The organism is Dyella dinghuensis, from assembly GCF_003977615.1.
Taxonomy (GTDB): Bacteria; Pseudomonadota; Gammaproteobacteria; order Xanthomonadales; family Rhodanobacteraceae; genus Dyella_B; species Dyella_B dinghuensis.
Genome location: NZ_RYZR01000003.1, coordinates 664,387 through 684,622 on the forward strand (window position 1 = coordinate 664,387; position 20,236 = coordinate 684,622).

A 20,236-nucleotide genomic window follows, 5' to 3' on the forward strand; every position below is an offset into this window, starting at 1 on the left:
GTCAGCGCTCCGGATACGGATAATCGGCGATGGAAATCGACGGACGAATCGATTCCAGCCCGGGGTGGTTCTTGATGAAATCGTCCGGATAGTAGCCAACGTGACGTACGCCATTGGCCTCAAGCAATTCGATGCGGCCTGTCAGATCCGACTCGGCGATCGGTTGCTGTGTGCGCCAGTCCTGCGTCGCCAGCTCGAACAACGAGCGATCCATGGCGTTCGGCGCGGCCGCCTTCACACGCGCAGCCAGATCGCGATACCAGCTCGCGCGGTCGGAATGCTTATCCAGTTGCGGCATCGCCATGATCGCCGTCATGTCGTAGTTGGCAAGGAATGCGGGCAAGCTTTGCGCAAACCAGGCCTCGGCTTCCGGCTGGAAGATCGGGCGCGTGTAAATGTTGCGCGCCGTCTTCACTTGCGGTCGCCAGCGGCGGAAACGATTGGTAAGTTCGTGCGTGAAATCGATCAGCGCCTGCGTGCGCTGCGCAGGACTCATCGTCGACCACGGACCAAGATTGTCGGTGTCGCGGATGTACGCATCATCGGAGAACAGGATGCCTGCCGCATCGGCGTGCATCGCCAGATCTTCATAGGTATCCCCGATCCACTGGCGCACGCGCGGATCCCACGGCGCCAGACGATAGTGATCGCCGCCGGGCTTGGGTTCTCCGCCGAGTGAAGGAAGATTCGGTGCATCCGGAAAACGGAACGCGATCACCGGCATCCACGCGTAGACACGCACGAAAGCGCGCGTACGAAGTTGCCATTCGACGCGTGAGAACAAGTCGGCGCGCATCGGCAGATGGCGGCTCGGGAAATACGCCGCTTCGGCAACACCATCGCCTTTGGGATCGGCATACGCCTGCAACCACACCTGACTCGGATGCATACGCTTGATACGGTCGAGCAGAATCGAGAGATTGCGTTCCTGCTGTTTCGGATCCGGGTCGTAGACGTAATCGAGATCGACCTGCACCGCACGTACCGAATCGACACGTTGCTGATGGCGAATCACCCAACCCAGACGATTGGCCGAGATGTTGCCGCTCACCAGCAAACGCGGAATGGTCGTATCGGTTTGAACATCGGGCAGCGCATCGCCAAGGCTGAAGGAAATCGGCATGCCCTCTTCCGCTGCGATTCGCACCGCGATCTGGTTGTAAGCGCCGTACGGCCAGACGATCGCGCGCGGGCGGTGCCCGGTTTCCTTGAACAATTCATCCGAACTATGGCGAAGGTCGTCGCGCAGTCGCGCCATGTAGGCGTCCTGCGCTTCGTAACTGGATGTCGCCATGTTGTAGCGCAGACTCACGACCGCGGGCATCTGGTTGTTCTGCGGATTGCCCGGAATGCCCAGATGCTGTCCCCACGTGTGCGAGGCGAACTCGACCAGGCCGGACTTCTGCATCTCGCGCACCTGATCCCAGGTCAGGAAGCAATCGCGCGTGCAGTCGGCGCCGTTGTAGGCCATCGTCTGGCCCTTCGGCATATCCATCCACGAACCCACCAGCGCCGCAACTGCGGGATAGTTATAGGCACGCAGCAGCGGATACACGCGCGTGTAGAAACTTTCCAGACCATCGTCGAAGGTGAGTAGCACCGCGTGATCGGGCAATGCCGGACCACCCTTCGATGCCTTGACCACATCTTCGAGACTGACGACGTGATAACCGTTGCCCTTCAGCCAGTCGAACTGAGCAATGAGATGATCGGTGTTGGTGGCGTCGGCATCGTGATAGCCCTCGTCGGGCACATCGTCACGCACATCGTGATACGCGAGCACGATGAAATTCGGCTTGGCGTACACCATCTCGCCCGCGTGCGCGAGATTGGCGAAGGTGAGCAGCAGCAATGTCAGCAGAAAGGCGCGCATCGTTACTCTCCCCAATGCATCGTGAGGTCGAGCACGACCCGTGACTCGTATCGGCCGTCGTAAGGCTGGTAATGCCATGCCAGGCCCCAGCCGAAACGCAGACCCGCGCGCGGTTGATATATCTGTCCGTAACGCGCGCTCACCAGCAGTCCCGTCGAGTAATTGCGTTCGGCATATCCGCCGACCGCCAGATCAACGCGCTCGGTCCAGCTGCGGTCTTCGTACTGGTTGAGCGTGTTCTGAAACACGCTGGTCAGTGCGTAAGAACGGTCTTCCGACGGGTTGAAGTAAGGGCGATCGACTTCGCTGTTGTGTGAGCCGCCAATTTCTACGCCACCATCCCATGTCAGGTTCTCCCCTGTATGCAAACGCTGGACGAAATCGGCCAGCCAGCCTTCGCGCAAGTTGCCGTCGGTGAAACGATCGCGATACACCGCCAGACGCGCTGACGTCAGTTCGCTGGCGCGCCATTGCACGGCCGTACTCAGACCGTCACCCGTAATGCCGTAATACTGAGCGCGCAACGGAACGTCGTTGCTTGCGCTGCTCCAGTCCGTCGACCACGTCCACTGATCGTTGAGAGACCAATTGAAACCGGCCGTGAAATCGGTGCGGCGAACAAAGTTGTCGATCGCCGGCAACGCCTGCGCGTACAGCTCGATGCCGTGGAAAAAAGCCTGCACGCCGAGACCGGCACGCTCGCGCGACACATCGCCTTCCGGCAGCGATGCCGAGGCGTACTGGGCCAGCGCGACGACGCGCCAATGATTTTCGAGCAACGGACTGGCCAGCGATGCTTCGGTTTCCTGATCGCGATCGCCGTAATCAGGGCTGTTGCCCCAGCCGTTATCGTGCGAGATATCGAACTGCCATCCGCTGTCGCGCTGCCATGCCGCTTGGGCATCTTGCACGCGGCCGCTGCGGCCGGCTTCCCGTTGCGCCTGGGCAAGGTCGGCTTCGACGTCCGCATAGTCGTACATCGCGCGATGCGCCTCAGCCTGATCGAGTGCGGCAGCGGCGTCGCGCTCGTCATAGGTGTCGGCGACTTTCAATGTCTCCATCGCACGGCGCGGCCAGCCACGCGCAAGCTCTGCCATCGCCAGTTCGCGGCGAATATCGGCGTTGGCGGGCGCTTCGGCGCTTAGTGCGGAGAGATGGTTGTAGGAATCGCGCAGATAACCCGCATCTTGTTCGATCGAAGCAGCGTTGGTGTCGGCATCGACCTTGCGCTGGTTTTCCTTCGCGCCTTTGACATCGCGTGGATGCAGCCACTTCGGTTCGCGCTTGTCGAGATCATTAATCGTCTTGAGTGCGTCGTGCGTGCGGCCCGCTGCGAGATACGCGTACGCCAGGCCGATGCGCGGATCGGTCTGGCTCGGATCGTAAGGGCCTGGATCGCGGCGAATGCTGTCTTCGTAAAGCGGAATCGCGTCGCGCGCGTCGTGCTCTTGCATCATCGCGTCGGCGACGGCTTCCTCGGCGTAGGCGGGCAATTGCACGCCGCGTTTTTTCATCGGCGCGTAATCGCCGAGAACTTCCTTGGCGCGATCGTCCTGATCGAGTACCGCCAGCAAGTCCATCCGCGCACGCTCACGAATATCGGCCGATGCGGTGGGATCGTCGGCAAGTTTCTCGATATCGGCCGCGGCTTTGTCGGCTTCGTCATACGGACGATGCGGATTGACGGGTTCGCCACGCGCCCAGCGGACCTCGTGGGCGTCGTAGTCGGCGGCGAGCCGCATCTTTTGAGCCGCGTCCGGCAGGCTTGCACCCAGCTCTTTGGCGCGCGCCGCAGCGCCCAGCTCGGAGAGAATCTGGATGTTGAGCTCGCGCGCCTCGAGGTTGTCCGGCCAGCGGGCCAGAACGTCCTGGGTATAGGAGAGTGCCTCGATGCGATGCCCCGCGGCCCGCTCCTTGCGGGCCATAGCCAACAGATTCGCGGGATCGGTCGCGGATTGGATCGCTGATTGCGCCAATGCGGCATCACCAACGCCGTATAGGGCCAAAAACACGAACAATGCGGTCTTTGCTTGCCTCAAACGTTGCACGCGAAATTTTTGTCCTTGTTTCAACGACATGCCCGTTCCTACGTCACCCAAGCGTCAGCGTTTAGATCGAGGTAGTACCTAGATGGCGCATAGTGACAAGGTCATACGTAAACGACTCATCACCGGATGCCCACTTCTTGCGCTAGGACTGGCAAGAACCGCGCCATTTGTGACGTAGTTCTCATTTTGGTGCCGTGCTGCACCGCAATATGACCGAATTGCCCCCCATGCTCGGAGGCTTCGGCCATAACAGCGCTAGTGGGGCGCCCCCAGCTCGCGGCGATCGCCCACCAGGGTGATCAGAACGTGGTCTGCGAGGCTTTCGGCGGGCTGAAGGCGGCTACTCCGCCGGGCACTGACTGCCCGTACGCGTCCTATTGCGACAAAGAGTGCCCCCGCCACGCGAAGAGATCGGCGGCGCATGATTCGTAGGGGTTAGGTGTCACGTCACCAGATGTTTTCGACATACCCCTGGCGAAACTGCCAGTTGACGATCCCCTGGCGACGCATCGGCCAGCCGGCGCTGGCGAGCTTTGGACAGATGTCGTCCAGCTGGGCCTGCGTGATGCCCAGATTGGGAATCTTGAACTGCGCATCATAAGCCGCGTTAGGGTGCTGCCTGACGTAATCGCGCGCTTCTTTGACGTACGGTCCGACGCTGTTGGCGTACGCGCGAAGCCCCTGGTCCGTCAGATCAGGGTGCGTCTTCATGCATACGTCGAGGATGGCCGCCAGCACATAAGTCGTACGCGGACCGGGCCGGAGCGTTGCGGTGCCAAACGCGGCGCCAAGCGGCAATATCGCAACCAGACCGAGGCAACAACCAACGAGACGGCAACGCATAAACGCCTCCTTCGAGCCGGACGAAGAACGGGCACGCCCCCTATGCGTATACGCCGTCGGTGGAAACCCGGCGTAAAGAGACCGCAAATAAAACGGTGCGGCGTTCATGCGAATAAAAAGGCCTGCGCGATGGCAGGCCTTTCCGAAGTTCGCGCGTGGCGCGGCGATCAAATATTCACGATGCCTTGTTCGGCGCCGACTGACGCAAGCCGAAAAAAATCAACAACACGGCGCCTACGCAGATGCCGCTATCGGCAACGTTGAACGTCGGGTAGTACCAGTCGTGGTAATAGACCTGGATGAAATCGGTGACCTGCGAAGCATGCAGTCGGTCGATAAGATTGCCCAGCGCACCGCCAATCACCATCGCAAGCGGCAACGCCGTACGCCATTCGCGTCGTGCCGTGCGTGCGAGCCAGATGATCAACGCGACGCTGATGACGACGGCCAATCCGACGAAGAACCAACGCTGCCAACCGCCGCTTTGCGCGAGGAAACTGAAAGCAGCGCCAGTGTTGAAGGCGAGCGTCCAGTTAAGAAATCCGGGAATGACCGGATGCGGGACGCCAGCTGGCTGCAACGTCGTCAGCGCCCACCATTTGCTGAGCTGATCGAGCAGGATGACCAGCACGGAAACCAGCAGCCAGGGCAATGCGTTGGGTTTGGATTGCATCTTTATTCTCGAAGATTCCCGATAAAAGCCCCTCTCCCTTCGGGAGAGGGGTTGGGGTGAGGGTCCGATCGAAGCACTGCGATGAATTTCACTGCAAGAGATCATCATCGCGCGCTGCCCGAACCCTCACCCCCAGCCCCTCTCCCGGAGGAGAGGGGAGCAAAGCGAAAGCTCAGAACCAGTGACGGTTTTCGCCCGGCCCTTCCACATTACTCACGCAGCGCCCGCAGATTTCCGGATGATCCGGATGACTGCCGACATCATCGCGACGGTGCCAGCAGCGGATGCACTTCGCAGCACTGCTCACACTCGCGGTGACGTACGCCGCCCCATCTTCCAGCGCAACGGCGACCGCGTCATCGGGTCGTGGCTGCAACGGTGCAAAGCTGAAGTCGGACGTGATGAAGAAGAAACGCATTTCGTCCGCTTTTGTCGCTTCTGCATAACGCGCAGTGATGACAGCGTCGGCGTGCAAGACGAGCTTCGCCTCAAGCGCAGCACCGATGCGTTCGGCCTTGCGCATGTCTTCCAGTACACGCGAAGCCGTGTCGCGAATGGCCAACAGATCGGCCCAATAACGACGCTGCTCGGGCGAACCTTGCGTATTCTCAAGACCGTCATACCAGGTTTCGAACAACACGCTTTCGCCACGCGTACCCGGCATGAGCTGCCAGATTTCTTCCGACGTGAACGACAAGATCGGTGCCAACCAACGCACCAATGCTTCCAGAATGCGATACATCGCACTCTGCGCGCTGCGGCGGCCGACGCTTTCGGTCGGCATCGTGTACAGACGATCCTTGGTGATATCCAGATACAACGCGCCCATCTCGTTCGTACAGAAGTTCTGGACGCGTTGAACGATTTCGGGGAAATCGTAGCGTTCGTAAGCGGCGATCACGGCCTGCTGCACTTCGTACGCCTGCCCCACGGCCCACTGATCGAGCAGTACGCTGCTTTCGACCGGCACCAGATGCTTGGCCGGATCGAACCCATCCAGATTGCCGAGCAGAAAGCGTGCTGTGTTACGGATGCGGCGATACGCATCGGCAACGCGCTTGAGGATTTCATCGGACACCGACATTTCGTTGCGGTAATCCGCTGCAGCGACCCACAGGCGCAGAATGTCGGCACCGAGCGTGTCCATCACCTTCTGCGGTGCGACGACGTTGCCTTGCGACTTGGACATCTTGCGGCCCTGTCCATCCACCGCAAAACCGTGCGTGAGCAGCTCCTTGTACGGCGGCTGGCCATCGAGCATCGAGGCCGTAAGCAGCGACGAATGGAACCAGCCGCGATGCTGATCGGAACCCTCCAGATAGAGGTCGGCCGGGAACGTCGACACATCGACATGCGAACCACGCAGGACGTGCCAGTGCGTCGTGCCCGAATCGAACCACACGTCGAGCGTGTCGCGATTTTTCTCGTACTGCGCTGCTTCGTCGGCAGGGAGGAAATCGCCGGGTTCGATGCTCTGCCATGCCTCGATACCATCTTGCTCGATGCGCTTGGCCACTTCTTCCAGCAACTCCGGTGTGCGCGGATGCAGCTCGCCGGTTTCGCGATGCACGAAGAACGCCATCGGCACGCCCCACTGACGCTGACGCGACAATGTCCAGTCCGGGCGATTGGCGATCATCGCATGCAGACGCTGCTTGCCCCACGCCGGAAAGAAGCGTGTTGCCTCGATACCGTCGAGCGCTGTCTCACGCAACGTCTTGCCGCCATCTTTGGGCACAACATCCATGCCCGCGAACCACTGCGACGTGGCGCGATAGATGATCGGCGTCTTGTGGCGCCAGCAATGCATGTAGCTATGTGTGTACTTGTTCTGATGCAACAGCGAACCGGCTTGATCCAGCGCTTCGACGATCTTCGGATTCGCCTTCCATATGAACATGCCGCCGAACAGCGGCAGCGTCGACGCATAGTGACCATCGCCCATCACCGGATTGATGATGTCCGCGTCCTTCATGCCGTGCGCTTTGCACGACAGGAAGTCTTCCACGCCGTAAGCAGGCGATGAGTGCACGATGCCGGTACCGGTATCCAGCGTCACGTAATCGCCGAAATACACCGGCGACAAGCGCGCATAACCCGGATCGACGTTGTAAAGCGGATGACGGAAGCGCAAGTCGCCAAGTGCGCTGCCCGGTGCAGACGCGACGATATGGCCTTCCAGACCGTAGGTCTTCAGGCACTCTTCCACGCGCTCGGTGGCGAGAATCAGCAAGCCCTTCGTCGTATCGACGAGGCTATAGCTGAAATCCGGATGCAGGTTGAGCGCCTGGTTGGCGGGGATCGTCCATGGCGTAGTCGTCCAGATCACGATCATGCCGTTAGGCTTGGGAAGTTTCTCCAACCCGAATGCTTTGGCGACCGCGGCCGGATCATCGAACGCAAAGCCCACGTCGATCGCGATGTCGGTCTTGTCTTCGTATTCGACTTCCGCTTCGGCCAGCGCCGAACGGCAATCGAAGCACCAGTTGACCGGTTTCAAGCCGCGATAGATGTAGCCCTTGCGCAACATCTCCGAGAGCGCGCGCAGTTCCGACGCCTCGTTGGTGTGATCCATCGTGAGATAGGGACGATCCCAATCGCCGAGCACACCCAGGCGCTTGAAGTCCGCGCGCTGTGTCTGGATCTGCTCCAGCGCGTACGCGCGTGCCTTGCGCTGCACTTCGGCAGCGGGAAGGTTCTTGCCGAACTGCTTCTCGACCTGGATTTCGATCGGCATGCCGTGGCAATCCCAGCCGGGCACATACGGTGCGTGAAAGCCCGCAAGCACCTTCGACTTGACCACGATGTCCTTGAGAATCTTGTTGACCGCGTGCCCGATGTGGATCGCGCCGTTCGCATACGGCGGACCGTCGTGCAGCAGAAAGATCGGACGCCCTGCGGTCTTCGCCTGAATCTGGTGGTAGCGGCCTGCCTTTTCCCAATCGGCCAGCCAGCCCGGTTCGCGCTTGGGGAGATCCCCGCGCATCGGAAAGGTGGTCTGTGGCAGGTTGATGGTGCTCTTGTAGTCCTGGGTCATCGCTCGGGCGCCGTGCTATGGGATGCCATCACCGTGACGGCACCGCCGGTCGTTCTTCCCGCTTCGATAACCGAGCATCACCCGAGGAACCGAAGCGTCTTACGTTTGCTCGCCGCGCGCGGCGGTCAGGGGTGACCTAGGCACGCATTCGTGGTCGGCACCGGCTCTGTTTGTCCGCAGATCACAGGGGCATCGGTGAAGGCAGACTGGCTGTCTGTCGAACCGATGCCCCGAAGAGATGCGGGCAAACAGAGCCGGCCCTTCGGGTGACTTCTGAAAGCGCCGCGGGCTGCGCCTCACGGCTTGGAAAGACAGCCAGTCTTCCCTGCGCCGCGCGACACACCCCGCGGCGCTTTCAGAAGTCATGACGACTACGAATGCGTGCCTAGGTCACCCCAGACGCACGCGCTTCGGCGGGTGCTTCAAATAATAATGATCGCCACGGCCGCTGTTGCGGTCGTATCAGATAGAACAGGCAGGTTTTTCTTCGCCATGGGGCTCGCCTTCTACTCGCCGATCAGTACCGGGTTCATGCCCAGGATCTCCCGGGCCGAACGCGCATCATGATCCATTTGTACCTTTAATGGGTCCAATCCGTCGAATTTCATCTCGTCGCGGAGCTTGGCGACGAATTCCACCGCCATGCGCTGGCCGTACAGATGGCCGTCGAAGTCGAACAGGTGGACTTCCAGCAAGGGCTCGACGACCTCGTTGACCGTCGGCCGCGTGCCGAGGCTGGCGACGCCGGGCCAACTGCACTCACCCTCGCCCAGCCCCACCCGGACCGCAAAAATGCCGTGCACGGGGGTCACCCGATCGCGCAGATGGATGTTGGCGGTCGGATAACCCAGCGTACGGCCCAGCTGTTTGCCGTATTCGACCTTGCCTTCCATGACAAAGGGACGCCCGAGCAAGGGTGCGGCCGCGCCAAAATTGCCGGCGGCGAGCAAGGCACGTACGCGGCTGGCGGAGATGCGTTCGCCGTCGAGCAACACCACCGGCATCGTGTGCGCGGCGAAACCGCGCTCGGCGCCGACACGTTCCAGCATCGCGACATCGCCCGCGCGTTTGTGGCCGAAACGGAAATCCGCCCCGACCCATACCTCACGCACATTCAATCGCTCGATCAATACGCGCTGGATAAAATCTTCCGCCGACATGGCAGTCAGCGCCTGGTTGAAGCGCAGCAGCAGCGTGTGCTCCATGCCGGAAGCCGCAAAGCCCAGCAACTTTTCGCGCACGCTGGACAGCCGCGGCACCGGCTCCTTCGAAAAGTACGCTCGCGGCAGCGGCTCGAAACTCACCACGATAGGCATACAGCCGAGCGCCTGCGCGCGCTCTCGCACCTGATTGAGCAAGGCTTGGTGACCGCGATGCAGACCATCGAAAGCGCCGACCGCAATCACACTGCCGCCGGGGGCCACACACGGCCCCGCAACGTCCCGGGACAGTTTCATCATCGCGCCAGTATAGCGTTCAAGCGTGGTGCAATTCGCGTAGACGAAAGCCGGTGGCGAACAGAACCGCCACATACGTCGCACCGCCTGCGCCGACAAGGAATGCCAGCCGCCATACGCGTCCGATCACGTGCATCTGCGTCCAGTCCGGCCAATACCAGCGGCCGAGCAGCAACACGATCGTCATCGCCGCGCAAGCGAGTGCCAGACGGATCAGATGACGCCGCCATCCCGGCTGACGCTCGTAAATATTGGCCTGCCCCAACCAGCGCCATAGCAGCAGCAGATTGACGTAGCTGGCAACGGCGCTCGCCATGCCCAGTGCCAAGTGCAGCCCCGGCACCTTCGACAGACCTTCGAACAGCGGCCCCGCTTTCAATGCCGGCGGCGCCCACAGCGCATAAAGCAGCACAAGGAACAGGCCGTTGAGCAGCATGTTGGTGATCAACGCCGCAACGCCAGCACGAACCGGCGTGCGCGTGTCTTTGCGTGCATAGAAAGCGGGCAGCAGCACCTTCACTTGTGCGTAAGCAGGAACACCGAAACTCAGCGCCGTCACCGAGAGTGTGGCCATGCGCGTGTCGAACGGCGTGAATTGGCCATTCTGAAATAGCGTGGCCACCAAGGGTTCGGCAAGCAGCATCAAGCCGAACATGGCAGGCACGGCAATCAACAGCGTTATGCGCAATCCCCAATCGAGCGCCTTGGAAAAACCTTCGTGATCGGTCGCCACGTGATGACGCGACAGCGACGGCAGAATCACCGTACCCAGCGCGACACCAAACACGCCGAGCGGCAATTCGAGAAACCGATCCGCTTGCGACAACCATGTCTGCGAACCGGAAATCAGTAGCGATGCGATCACCGTGTCGAACAACAGATTGATCTGCGACACCGATGAGCCGAACAATGTCGGCACCATCTGCTTCATGATCCGGCGTACATCAGGGTGATTCCAGCCCCAGCGCGGCCATGCGAGCAAGCCAAGCTGCCGCAATGCAGGCAGCTGAAAAATCACCTGAAAAATGCCCGCTGCGAACACCGCCCAGCCCATCGCGAGGATCGGTGTTTGCAGATGCTTCGATAGCCACCATGCGCCAGCAATCATGCACAGGTTGAGGATCACTGGCGTGAGCGCTGGCAGTCCGAAGCGATGAAAGCTGTTCAGCACACCGCCCGATAACGCCGTCAGCGACACGAACAAGAGAAACGGAAAGGTGAGCCGCAACAGTTCGACGGTCAGCGCGAACTTGTGCGGTTCGTCGATAGCGCCCGGTGTAAATATCGTCGTCACTTGCGGCGCGAACAACACACCGATGGCCGTGATCACCAGCAATATGCCGCCGAGCGTGCCTGCAACCGACACCGTCAGCCGCTTCAAATCCTCGTGAGTGCCCTTCTCTTTGACTTCCGTAAACACCGGCACGAAGACGGTAGAGAATGAGCCTTCCGCAAACATACGGCGCATGAAGTTGGGAATGCGAAACGCCACCCAGAACGCGTCGGTCGCCACGTTAGCGCCGAAGACGTGACTGATCGAGATATCCCGCAGCAGCCCAAGCACGCGCGACACCATCGTCATGCTGCTGAACGACAACAGCCCGCGTAACAAGCTTGGCGACTTCATGCCTCTCCCGACTTCTTCAATGACTTTGCACGGCGCGTTGCGCAGGCGTGGATTTTGACAGTCGCCGAAGGTGTTGCAATGGTCACTGATCTGGCGGAAATCGGATGCATAACCCCGATTTACGACTCGGATGCCGATTTGGCCGCCGGGCGAGCGAAAAAGGCGAACAGCGCGATGATGACGATGCGGACCGCGATGTTGATCCACAGCACCGTGTTTTCTCGCTGCCCATAGGCGACATAGGCCTCGAGCAGCGCCGATGTTCCGTGGAAAACGATGCAGCTGTACGCAATCAGCCGCAGGCCGCGCGCATCCGTCAGGCGGCAGCCGCCAAACGACAGGAACGAGAGGCCAAACTCCGCACCAGCCAGCAAATAGGCCATCAGATAAGAACCGGGGTCCAGATGGATACCGGCCACTGCGGGTATCGCCGCTGGCGAGACGGTGAGCCCAACCACCGCGGCCAGCGTCGCCAGCCCATGGATGAAAAGCAGTTTTCGTAAACCTCCGAAACGCTTCACGGGCCCGACTCCAGCACAGAGACGGAACCATTCTGAGACTTCTGGTCCCAAATGAGCGAAAATAGCCCGCAACGGGCCATCGGAAGCGGCCCAACCGCTTGACCCATCGGGAAATTGAAGCCATAATCGGCGTCTTTCTCCAACCCAAAGCAATTCCGGAGTTCTACCTTGGCTAACATCAAGTCCGCGAAGAAGCGCGCGCGCCAGTCCGAGCAGCGCCGCCTGCGCAACGTCAGCGCCCGTTCCATGGTGCGCAGCGCCCTGCGCAAGGTCGTCAAGGCCATTGAGGCTAAGGACAAGAACGGCGCCGTAGCCGCTTTTGCTGCTGCCCAGCCGGTCATGGATCGTTATGCCGCTCGCGGCCTGATCCACAAGAACAAAGCTGCTCGTCATAAGAGCCGCCTGAACGCGAAGATCCACGAGCTGGCTTAAGCTTCCGCGTCCAAACGGGTTGTCGAAAAGCCGGCGGAAACGCCGGCTTTTTCGTCTCCGGCGTTTGCGGCCTCGCCTCGCAGCGCACGGCGATCAGCGCAGCGCCAGCAGCTGCTTCTTCATGGCACGCACTTCGTCCACATTCGTCTGGTCCGTATGGGGCGACAGATCCTGCAGCGCCGGATTGCGGTAACGCATCCGCGAGGGCTGAACACCCCGCGCGGAGCCGTGAAATTCATGCGCACCGGTTCGCCGGGCGATATCGACCACGTTCCCCGAGCGAATACCCGCCCCAGCCATGATCGCGATGCGGCCAGCCGCATGTCTGACCAATCCCGCAATCACATCCGCGCCCTGCAACGCATTCGCACGGCCGCCGGACGTCAGGATTCGCTCACAGCCAAGCGCTACGACGTCTTCCAGCGAACGTTGCAAGTCCGCACTCGCGTCGAATGCGCGATGGAAGGTCACACCCATTTTCCCTGCCGCAGCGACGAGCCCGTGACAGCGCGGATCGACCGCGCCATCGTCCGTGAGCGCGCCAACCACCACGCCATCACAACCAAGACGCGCGCAGGTTTCGATGTCGCGCTGCATGGCATCGAATTCGGCATCGCCATACAGAAAATCGCCCCCACGCGGACGAATCAGCACGTAGATGGGCAAGCGCACGTGATCGCGTGTTGTGGCAATGACGCCGTAAGAAGGCGTAATGCCTCCTTCAGAAAGACTGCCGCATAGCTCGATGCGATCGGCACCACCTTCCTGCGCGGCTTGCGCGGAGGTGAGTGAGCCGGCTGCAATTTCCAGTGTGATTGGCGTGGTCATCAGCTAAATGTCGTTTGATAAACGCTGGGCGACGCCAGCAGAAGATCCTGCTTATGCGCGTCGCACACAGCGTAAGTGAAACCTTTCTGGATAGCGTACGCACCGCACTCGCCATCGCGCCGCAAGGCCAGGAAACCGACCTGCAATTCCTTGGCAGCATCAGGACGCTTCTTCACGATGCGCCGCACGGCTTCTTCGCACGCCTCCTGCGGACTGCGACCTTGGCGCATGAGTTCGACGACGAGAAAGCTACCCGCGTTGCGAATCACTTCTTCGCCGACGCCCGTGGACGTTGCGCCACCGACTTCGTTATCGACATACAAACCGGCGCCAATGATCGGGCTGTCGCCCACGCGCCCGTGCAGCTTCCACGCCATGCCACTGGTGGTGCATGCGCCGGCGAGGCGCCCGTTGGCATCGACAGCAAGCATGCCGATGGTGTCGTGATTGTTCTTCCCGCCCGGCAATCCAAGGCTTTGCTGCGCCTGGTGGTAGTCGATGTTTTCGCTGTTGGCGACAGGCTTGTATTGGGAATGCTTCAACCACTCATGCCACGCTTTTTCCGACTCGGGCGTGAGCAGATTTTCCTTGGTGAAACCCTGTTGCAGCGCAAATTCCAGCGCGCCATCGCCGACCAGTAGCACGTGCGGTGTGTTCTCCATCACCTTGCGCGCCACCTTGATCGGGTGACCGATGTGTTCGAGCGCCGCGACCGCACCGCAGCGGCCGTCGCCATCCATGATGCTGGCGTCCAGCGTAACTTTGCCGTCGCGGTCCGGATAGCCCGCTCGGCCGACGCTGTGATTGTTCAGATCGGACTCGGGCACCTGCACACCCGTTTCCACCGCATCGAGTGGCTTGCCACCGGGACCCAACACCGTCCAGGCAGCCTGATTGGCGGGAACGCCGAAATCCCATGTCGACACAACGCGCGCGCCGACATTTCCAGGAACGGAGCCACTCATTTGTGCGGCGCTGCGCGAAATGCGCGGCACGACGGCCAGCGCTGATGTGGCGAGCAAAGTGGTTTTAAGAAAGTCGCGGCGATTACTCATCAAGGCCTCCAAACAGCGGCCAGCGGCCGCAAAGGTCACATGATGAACGATGCGCCGCGATCAGGCGACCCTGCAGATCGTCCTAGTTGTGATCTTCGCCGCGCAAACGCACGTCGCCCGGCAGCATGTCGTTGCGGCCTTCGCGTGCCTGCTTCTGCTCTTCGAAGAAACGTTGCACCTGCTGACAGACGGCCATCGTGTTTTCGCGCGCGATCGCCGAGACGAGAAACCACGGTTGCGTCCAACCCAGACGCTTGACGATGTCTTCCGCGACGGCCTGACGCTCGTCTTCGGGCAACACGTCGGCCTTGTTGAGCACCAGCCAGCGCGGGCGTCCGAGCAGTTCGGGGTCGAACTTCTCCAGTTCCTGCTCGATGGCATGCACTTGCTCGACGACATCGGAACCATCCATCGGCGCGACATCCACCAGATGCAAAAGCAAACGTGTGCGTGCGAGGTGACGCAGGAATTGAATGCCCAAACCCGCACCTTCTGCAGCGCCCTCGATCAGGCCGGGAATGTCGGCAATCACAAAGCTCTGATCCGTGCCGAGGCTCACAACGCCCAGATTGGGATGCAGCGTCGTAAACGGATAATCCGCGACGCGCGGCGTTGCAGCCGATACGGCACGAATGAATGTGGATTTGCCTGCATTGGGAAATCCAAGCAAACCGACGTCCGCGAGAAGCTTGAGTTCCAGCTTCAATTCGCGCAATTCGCCGGGCGTACCGGGCGTGGACTTGCGCGGCGCGCGATTGACCGAGCTCTTGAAGTGGATGTTGCCCAGGCCACCCTTGCCGCCCTGCGCCACAAGCAAACGCTGGCCGTGCGAGGTGAGATCACCGATCTGCTCATCGGTATCGACGTTGGTCACGACGGTTCCGACCGGTACGCGAATGGTGGTGTCTTCGCCGCCCTTGCCGTACATGTCGCTGCCCATGCCGTTCTGTCCGCGCTGTGCCTTGAAGCTGCGCTGGTGACGGAAGTCGATCAGGGTGTTGAGGCCTTCATCGGCAACGAGCCACACGGAACCGCCCGTGCCACCGTCGCCGCCATCCGGACCACCGAACGGGATGAACTTCTCGCGGCGGAAACTGATGCAGCCGTTGCCACCGTCCCCCGCGTGGACTTTGATGATCGCTTCGTCGACGAATTTCATGGGATAGGCCGGAGTTGGGGAACAGTGGGGATAAGCGATCTTGCCACACCGTCATTCCGGCGCAGGCTGGAATCCAGTGACGTTATCGCAGGGTTGGTGCCTCGTCGCGAGATGGCAGGCCGCGAAGGCGCGCAATCTGGCGATAACACTTGATTCACTACTGAGGTCACTGGATTCCGGCCTGCGCCGAAGCGCTTTTCAACGGCGGAGCCGGCCAATGACGACGTGACTTCGCTGGGTGCAGCGGCACTACGAGCCGCGGCGTGTCCGAAGAAGCGCTACAAAAAACAAAGGCCCCGCCAGGCGGGGCCTTCGCTATCGCGTCGGAAAGGATTTAACCCTTAACGACGTTGACGTACCTGCGATTGTTCTCGCCGCGGACCTTGAACTCGACCTTGCCGTCGACCAGCGCGAACAACGTGTGGTCACGACCCAGACCCACGCCGGTGCCAGCATGGAACTGGGTGCCGCGCTGACGCACGATGATGTTGCCGGCTTCGATGGCCTGACCACCGTAGACCTTCACACCGAGGTATTTGGGGTTCGAATCGCGACCGTTGCGGGATGAACCTACGCCTTTTTTATGTGCCATGACTCTTTACTCCGGCTAATCAGGCGTTGATGCCCGTGATCTCGACTTCGGTGAAATGCTGACGGTGTCCCTGCTGCTTCTTGTAGTGCTTGCGGCGGCGGAACTTGACGATGCGGACCTTGTCGGCGCGGCCATGCTTGCGCACGGTGGCGCTCACGGTGGCACCGGACACGGTGGGTGCGCCGACGGTGATGGTTTCACCGGAGCCGACCAGCAACACCTGGTCGAACTTCACATTGGCGCCTTCTTCGGCGTTCAGCAGTTCCACGCGCAGGACATCGCCCTGCTGGACGCGGTACTGCTTGCCGCCGGTCTTGATGACTGCATAACTCATGGCAATAGCCCTTCTGTCGTTATTCTCTTGGGTTCACCGCGACCTATTCGGGCGCAGTGAACTGTGGATTATATCGACTAGGCGCTTTTCTGGTCAACAAGTGACCAGTGCACGAAAAGGGCGTCCGGCAACCCGTTCAGCCTCAGGGTTGGCTCGGCGAACCGCCACCCGAAGGTGCCCCCGGGCTGCCGGTGCTACCGCCGGAAGTCGAAGCCGGGCACCTGCCCTGGGCGTCCAGTTTTCCGGATTTCTGCAGCTCCGCGAACATCTCGCTGGTCCGCTGACGGCCCCACTGCTGGACGGCCTGGGCGGCTTCGGTCATGGTGCCTGGCATCTGGCTCACCAGTCTCTGGCCGAGCGGGGTCTTATAGAACTTGATCAGACCGTCGACGTCCTCGGCCGAGAAGTGGTGCTGGTAAGCAGGAATCATCGCCTGGACGAGCTGGGCCTGACCGTTCTTGTCGATGTAGGTCTGCCAGTAGCTCGCGTCCACGCAAGGAAATTGCAGGCTCATCATTGAGGTCATCTGGTTGTTCATGTCGGTGAACTGCGCCGGCACGCCCATCATTTCGATCAGCTGCTGCACCTTCTCCGTGCTCGGCGGTGCGGCAATGGCCGATCCGGACGCCAGTGCCACGCAAAGTCCCACGCCCATCACCCGCTTGCTTACCGCCATGTCACACCCTCCGGCCGTATAAGGAATTTCGGAAACAGCGGCCGAGCATATTCGCCCCGCGGTTCGCTGCCTAGCAATCCTTCAAACGCGTCTGCTGACACCACGTTGTCAGCAGGTTATTTCGATCCCCACACGGGCTGAACGCACCCTCTTGCTATAGTGAGCGGTCCCCCAAATATCTAGGCGTAATGGACACCATACGCATCCGCGGCGCGCGCACGCACAACCTCAAGAACATCGACCTTGACCTGCCGCGCGATCGGTTGATCGTGATTACAGGCCTGTCCGGTTCGGGCAAATCCTCGCTGGCGTTCGACACCATCTACGCCGAGGGGCAGCGTCGTTACGTGGAGTCGCTGTCGGCCTACGCCCGGCAATTTCTCTCGATGATGGAGAAGCCGGACGTCGATCACATCGAGGGTCTCTCCCCCGCCATCTCGATCGAACAGAAGTCCACCTCGCACAACCCGCGTTCGACGGTCGGCACGATTACCGAGGTCTACGACTACCTGCGCCTGCTGTACGCGCGCGTGGGTACGCCACGCTGTCCTGATCACGGTATTCCGCTGGAAGCGCAAACGGTCAGCCAGATGGTCGACACCACGCTGGCGATGAATCCGGACAAGCGCTTCATGTTGCTGGCGCCGGTGATCCGCGAACGCAAGGGCGAGCACGTGCAGGTGTTCGAACAGCTGCGTGCACAGGGTTTCGTGCGTGCGCGTGTCGATGGCACCGTGCATGACCTCGATGCCGTGCCTGCGCTCACGCTGAGACAGAAGCACACCATCGAAGCGGTGATCGATCGCTTCCGTCCACGCGATGACATCAAGCAACGCCTGGCCGAATCATTCGAAACGGCGCTGCGTCTGGGCGACGGTCTGGCCATCGTCGTGGACATGGACGACGCCAAGGCGAACGAACAGTTGTTCTCCTCGCGCTACTCCTGCCCGGTTTGCGATTACTCGTTGCCTGAACTCGAGCCGCGCCTGTTCTCGTTCAACTCGCCCGTGGGCGCATGCCCGTCGTGCGATGGTCTGGGCGTGACACAGGTGTTCTCGCCCGACCGTGTCGTGGGTCATCCGGAATTGTCGCTGGCAAGCGGCGCTGTTCGCGGGTGGGATCGCCGCAACGCGCATTACTTCCAGTTGATCATGTCGCTGGCCAACCACTACGGCTTCGATGTCGACACGCCGTGGCAGAAGCTCAACAAGACCGTGCAGCAGGCCATTCTGTACGGGAGCGGCAAAGAGAAGATCGCCTTCCGCTATCTCACCGAGCGCGGCGGAAAAGTTACGCGCGAGCATGCATTCGAGGGAATTCTTCCGAACCTCGAAAGGCGCTACAAGGAAACCGAATCGTCAGCGGTGCGCGAGGAGCTGGCGAAATACATCACCGACAATCCGTGTCCGGAATGCAACGGTCAACGCTTGAATCGTTCAGCACGCAACGTATTCGTTGCCGATCAAGCGTTGCCCGTACTCACGGCACGCTCTATCGACGATGCGCTGGGCTTCTTCGACACCTTTAAGCTCACCGGCTGGCGCGGCGAGATTGCCGTGAAGATCGTGAAGGAAATTCGCGAGCGCCTGAGCTTCCTCAACGACGTGGGCTTGAATTACCTCACGCTCGATCGTCAGGCCGATACGTTATCGGGCGGCGAAGCGCAGCGCATTCGTCTGGCCTCGCAAATCGGTGCAGGTCTCGTCGGCGTCATGTACGTGCTGGACGAGCCGTCGATCGGTTTGCATCAGCGCGACAACGAACGCCTGCTCGGCACGCTGACTCGCCTGCGCGATTTGGGTAACACAGTGATCGTCGTTGAACATGACGAGGATGCGATTCGCGCGGCCGACCACGTTCTGGATATTGGACCTGGCGCAGGCGTGCACGGCGGCGAAATCGTTGCGCAGGGGACGATGAAAGATATCCTCGCATCGCCGCGTTCCGTCACCGGTCAATTTCTCTCCGGCAAACGCGGCATCAAAATACCTGAAGAGCGCCGCGAACAGTTGGATAAAGACTCGTGGCTCTATCTGAAAGGCGCGACCGGCAACAATCTGAAGAACGTCGATCTGGCCATTCCTGCAGGTCTGTTTACGTGCGTCACGGGCGTATCCGGATCGGGCAAGTCGACGCTGGTCAACGACACGTTGTTCGCGCTTGCCGCCGCCGAACTGAATGGTTCGAGCACACAGCCTGCGCCGTACAAATCCATCGAAGGCATGGAACTGTTCGACAAGGTGGTGGACATCGACCAGTCGCCCATCGGACGCACGCCGCGTTCGAATCCGGCCACGTACACGGGTCTTTTCACACCGCTGCGTGAGCTGTTCGCGCAAGTTCCCGAATCGCGTGCGCGCGGCTACACACCCGGTCGTTTCAGCTTCAACGTTCGCGGTGGCCGATGCGAAGCCTGCGAAGGCGACGGCATGATCAAGGTGGAAATGCACTTCCTCCCCGACGTGTACGTACCTTGCGACGTCTGCCACGGCAAACGCTACAACCGCGAGACGCTGGAGATTCTCTACAAGGGTCACACGATTGCCGACGTGCTCGGCATGACGGTGGAAGACGCGTCCAAGCTGTTCGAGAACGTGCCTACGATTGCGCGCAAACTCGATACGCTGCGTGCCGTGGGGCTGGATTACATCAAGCTTGGGCAGAGCGCGACGACGTTGTCGGGTGGTGAAGCGCAGCGCGTGAAGCTGTCGAAAGAGCTTTCCAAGCGCGACACCGGGCGCACGCTCTACATTCTCGACGAACCCACGACAGGCCTGCATTTCCACGACATCGAACAGCTGCTCGACGTGCTGCATCAGTTGGTCGAACAAGGCAACACGGTGGTCGTGATCGAGCACAATCTCGACGTCATCAAAACGGCCGACTGGATTGTCGACCTGGGACCGGAAGGTGGCTCCGGCGGCGGCCGGATTCTCGTGACGGGTACACCGGAAACTGTGGCCAGCACGCCCAACTCGCATACTGGGCACTTCCTGGCGCCGCATCTGAAACCGGTCAAAGCGGCCAGCGCAAGATCCGGTCAAAGCACCACCAAGGCCAAACGCAAGGTAGCGTCGTAAG

General features: G+C 60.7%; 16 protein-coding genes. 2 read left to right on the top strand and 14 right to left on the bottom strand.

Features of this window, described 5'->3' with window-relative positions:
• Position 1: 1 nt before the first annotated feature.
• The 8 genes from pgaB to EKH79_RS06190 form a co-directional block, all read right to left on the bottom strand.
• A complete protein-coding gene (gene pgaB / locus EKH79_RS06155) occupies positions 2-1,873 on the bottom strand; it encodes a poly-beta-1,6-N-acetyl-D-glucosamine N-deacetylase PgaB (RefSeq protein WP_126672884.1) in 1,872 nt (623 codons plus the stop codon).
• 2 nt (positions 1,874-1,875) lie between these two features.
• The gene (locus tag EKH79_RS06160; RefSeq protein WP_126672885.1) at positions 1,876-3,951 is read right to left on the bottom strand and encodes a tetratricopeptide repeat protein; all 2,076 of its coding nucleotides are present in this window, start codon (positions 3,949-3,951) and stop codon (positions 1,876-1,878) included.
• Positions 3,952-4,368: 417 nt separating this feature from the next.
• Entirely contained in the window at positions 4,369-4,764 is a 396-nt protein-coding gene (locus EKH79_RS06165; protein WP_126672886.1) for a hypothetical protein, read from the bottom strand.
• 175 nt (positions 4,765-4,939) lie between these two features.
• Entirely contained in the window at positions 4,940-5,437 is a 498-nt protein-coding gene (gene lspA / locus EKH79_RS06170; RefSeq protein ID WP_126672887.1) for a signal peptidase II, read from the bottom strand.
• A gap of 172 nt (positions 5,438-5,609) precedes the next feature.
• Positions 5,610-8,474, bottom strand: a complete 2,865-nt coding sequence (ileS, locus tag EKH79_RS06175) for an isoleucine--tRNA ligase (protein ID WP_126672888.1) — start codon at positions 8,472-8,474, stop codon at positions 5,610-5,612.
• Between the two features lie 506 nt (positions 8,475-8,980).
• A complete protein-coding gene (locus EKH79_RS06180; protein WP_126672889.1) occupies positions 8,981-9,934 on the bottom strand; it encodes a bifunctional riboflavin kinase/FAD synthetase in 954 nt (317 codons plus the stop codon).
• 16 nt (positions 9,935-9,950) lie between these two features.
• Complete coding sequence (gene murJ, locus EKH79_RS06185) at positions 9,951-11,543, bottom strand: murein biosynthesis integral membrane protein MurJ (protein ID WP_199754190.1); 1,593 nt, start codon at positions 11,541-11,543, stop codon at positions 9,951-9,953.
• Between the two features lie 134 nt (positions 11,544-11,677).
• Complete coding sequence (locus EKH79_RS06190) at positions 11,678-12,079, bottom strand: hypothetical protein (RefSeq protein WP_126672891.1); 402 nt, start codon at positions 12,077-12,079, stop codon at positions 11,678-11,680.
• 168 nt (positions 12,080-12,247) lie between these two features.
• Here EKH79_RS06190 and rpsT point away from each other — a divergent pair, with 168 nt between their 5' ends.
• Positions 12,248-12,511 carry a 30S ribosomal protein S20 gene (rpsT, locus tag EKH79_RS06195; RefSeq protein WP_126672892.1) on the top strand — a complete coding sequence of 88 codons (264 nt, stop codon included), beginning with the start codon at positions 12,248-12,250 and terminating at the stop codon, positions 12,509-12,511.
• A 93-nt stretch (positions 12,512-12,604) separates the two neighbouring features.
• Here the strand turns inward: rpsT and EKH79_RS06200 are convergent, their stop codons facing one another.
• The 6 genes from EKH79_RS06200 to EKH79_RS06225 form a co-directional block, all read right to left on the bottom strand.
• Positions 12,605-13,339, bottom strand: coding sequence for a copper homeostasis protein CutC (locus EKH79_RS06200; RefSeq protein ID WP_126672893.1), 735 nt, complete (start codon positions 13,337-13,339; stop codon positions 12,605-12,607).
• Entirely contained in the window at positions 13,339-14,394 is a 1,056-nt protein-coding gene (locus EKH79_RS06205; protein WP_126672894.1) for a glycosylasparaginase, read from the bottom strand. Before EKH79_RS06205 ends, EKH79_RS06200 begins: the two co-directional genes overlap by 1 nt.
• Positions 14,395-14,476: 82 nt before the next feature.
• Entirely contained in the window at positions 14,477-15,553 is a 1,077-nt protein-coding gene (gene cgtA, locus EKH79_RS06210; protein WP_126672895.1) for an Obg family GTPase CgtA, read from the bottom strand.
• Positions 15,554-15,887: 334 nt separating this feature from the next.
• Entirely contained in the window at positions 15,888-16,145 is a 258-nt protein-coding gene (rpmA, locus tag EKH79_RS06215) for a 50S ribosomal protein L27 (protein ID WP_126672896.1), read from the bottom strand.
• Between the two features lie 19 nt (positions 16,146-16,164).
• Complete coding sequence (rplU, locus tag EKH79_RS06220) at positions 16,165-16,479, bottom strand: 50S ribosomal protein L21 (RefSeq protein WP_126672897.1); 315 nt, start codon at positions 16,477-16,479, stop codon at positions 16,165-16,167.
• A gap of 142 nt (positions 16,480-16,621) precedes the next feature.
• Positions 16,622-17,155 carry a DUF2059 domain-containing protein gene (locus EKH79_RS06225; protein ID WP_126672898.1) on the bottom strand — a complete coding sequence of 178 codons (534 nt, stop codon included), beginning with the start codon at positions 17,153-17,155 and terminating at the stop codon, positions 16,622-16,624.
• 188 nt (positions 17,156-17,343) lie between these two features.
• Here EKH79_RS06225 and uvrA point away from each other — a divergent pair, with 188 nt between their 5' ends.
• Positions 17,344-20,235 carry an excinuclease ABC subunit UvrA gene (uvrA, locus tag EKH79_RS06230; RefSeq protein WP_126672899.1) on the top strand — a complete coding sequence of 964 codons (2,892 nt, stop codon included), beginning with the start codon at positions 17,344-17,346 and terminating at the stop codon, positions 20,233-20,235.
• Position 20,236 lies beyond the last annotated feature (1 nt).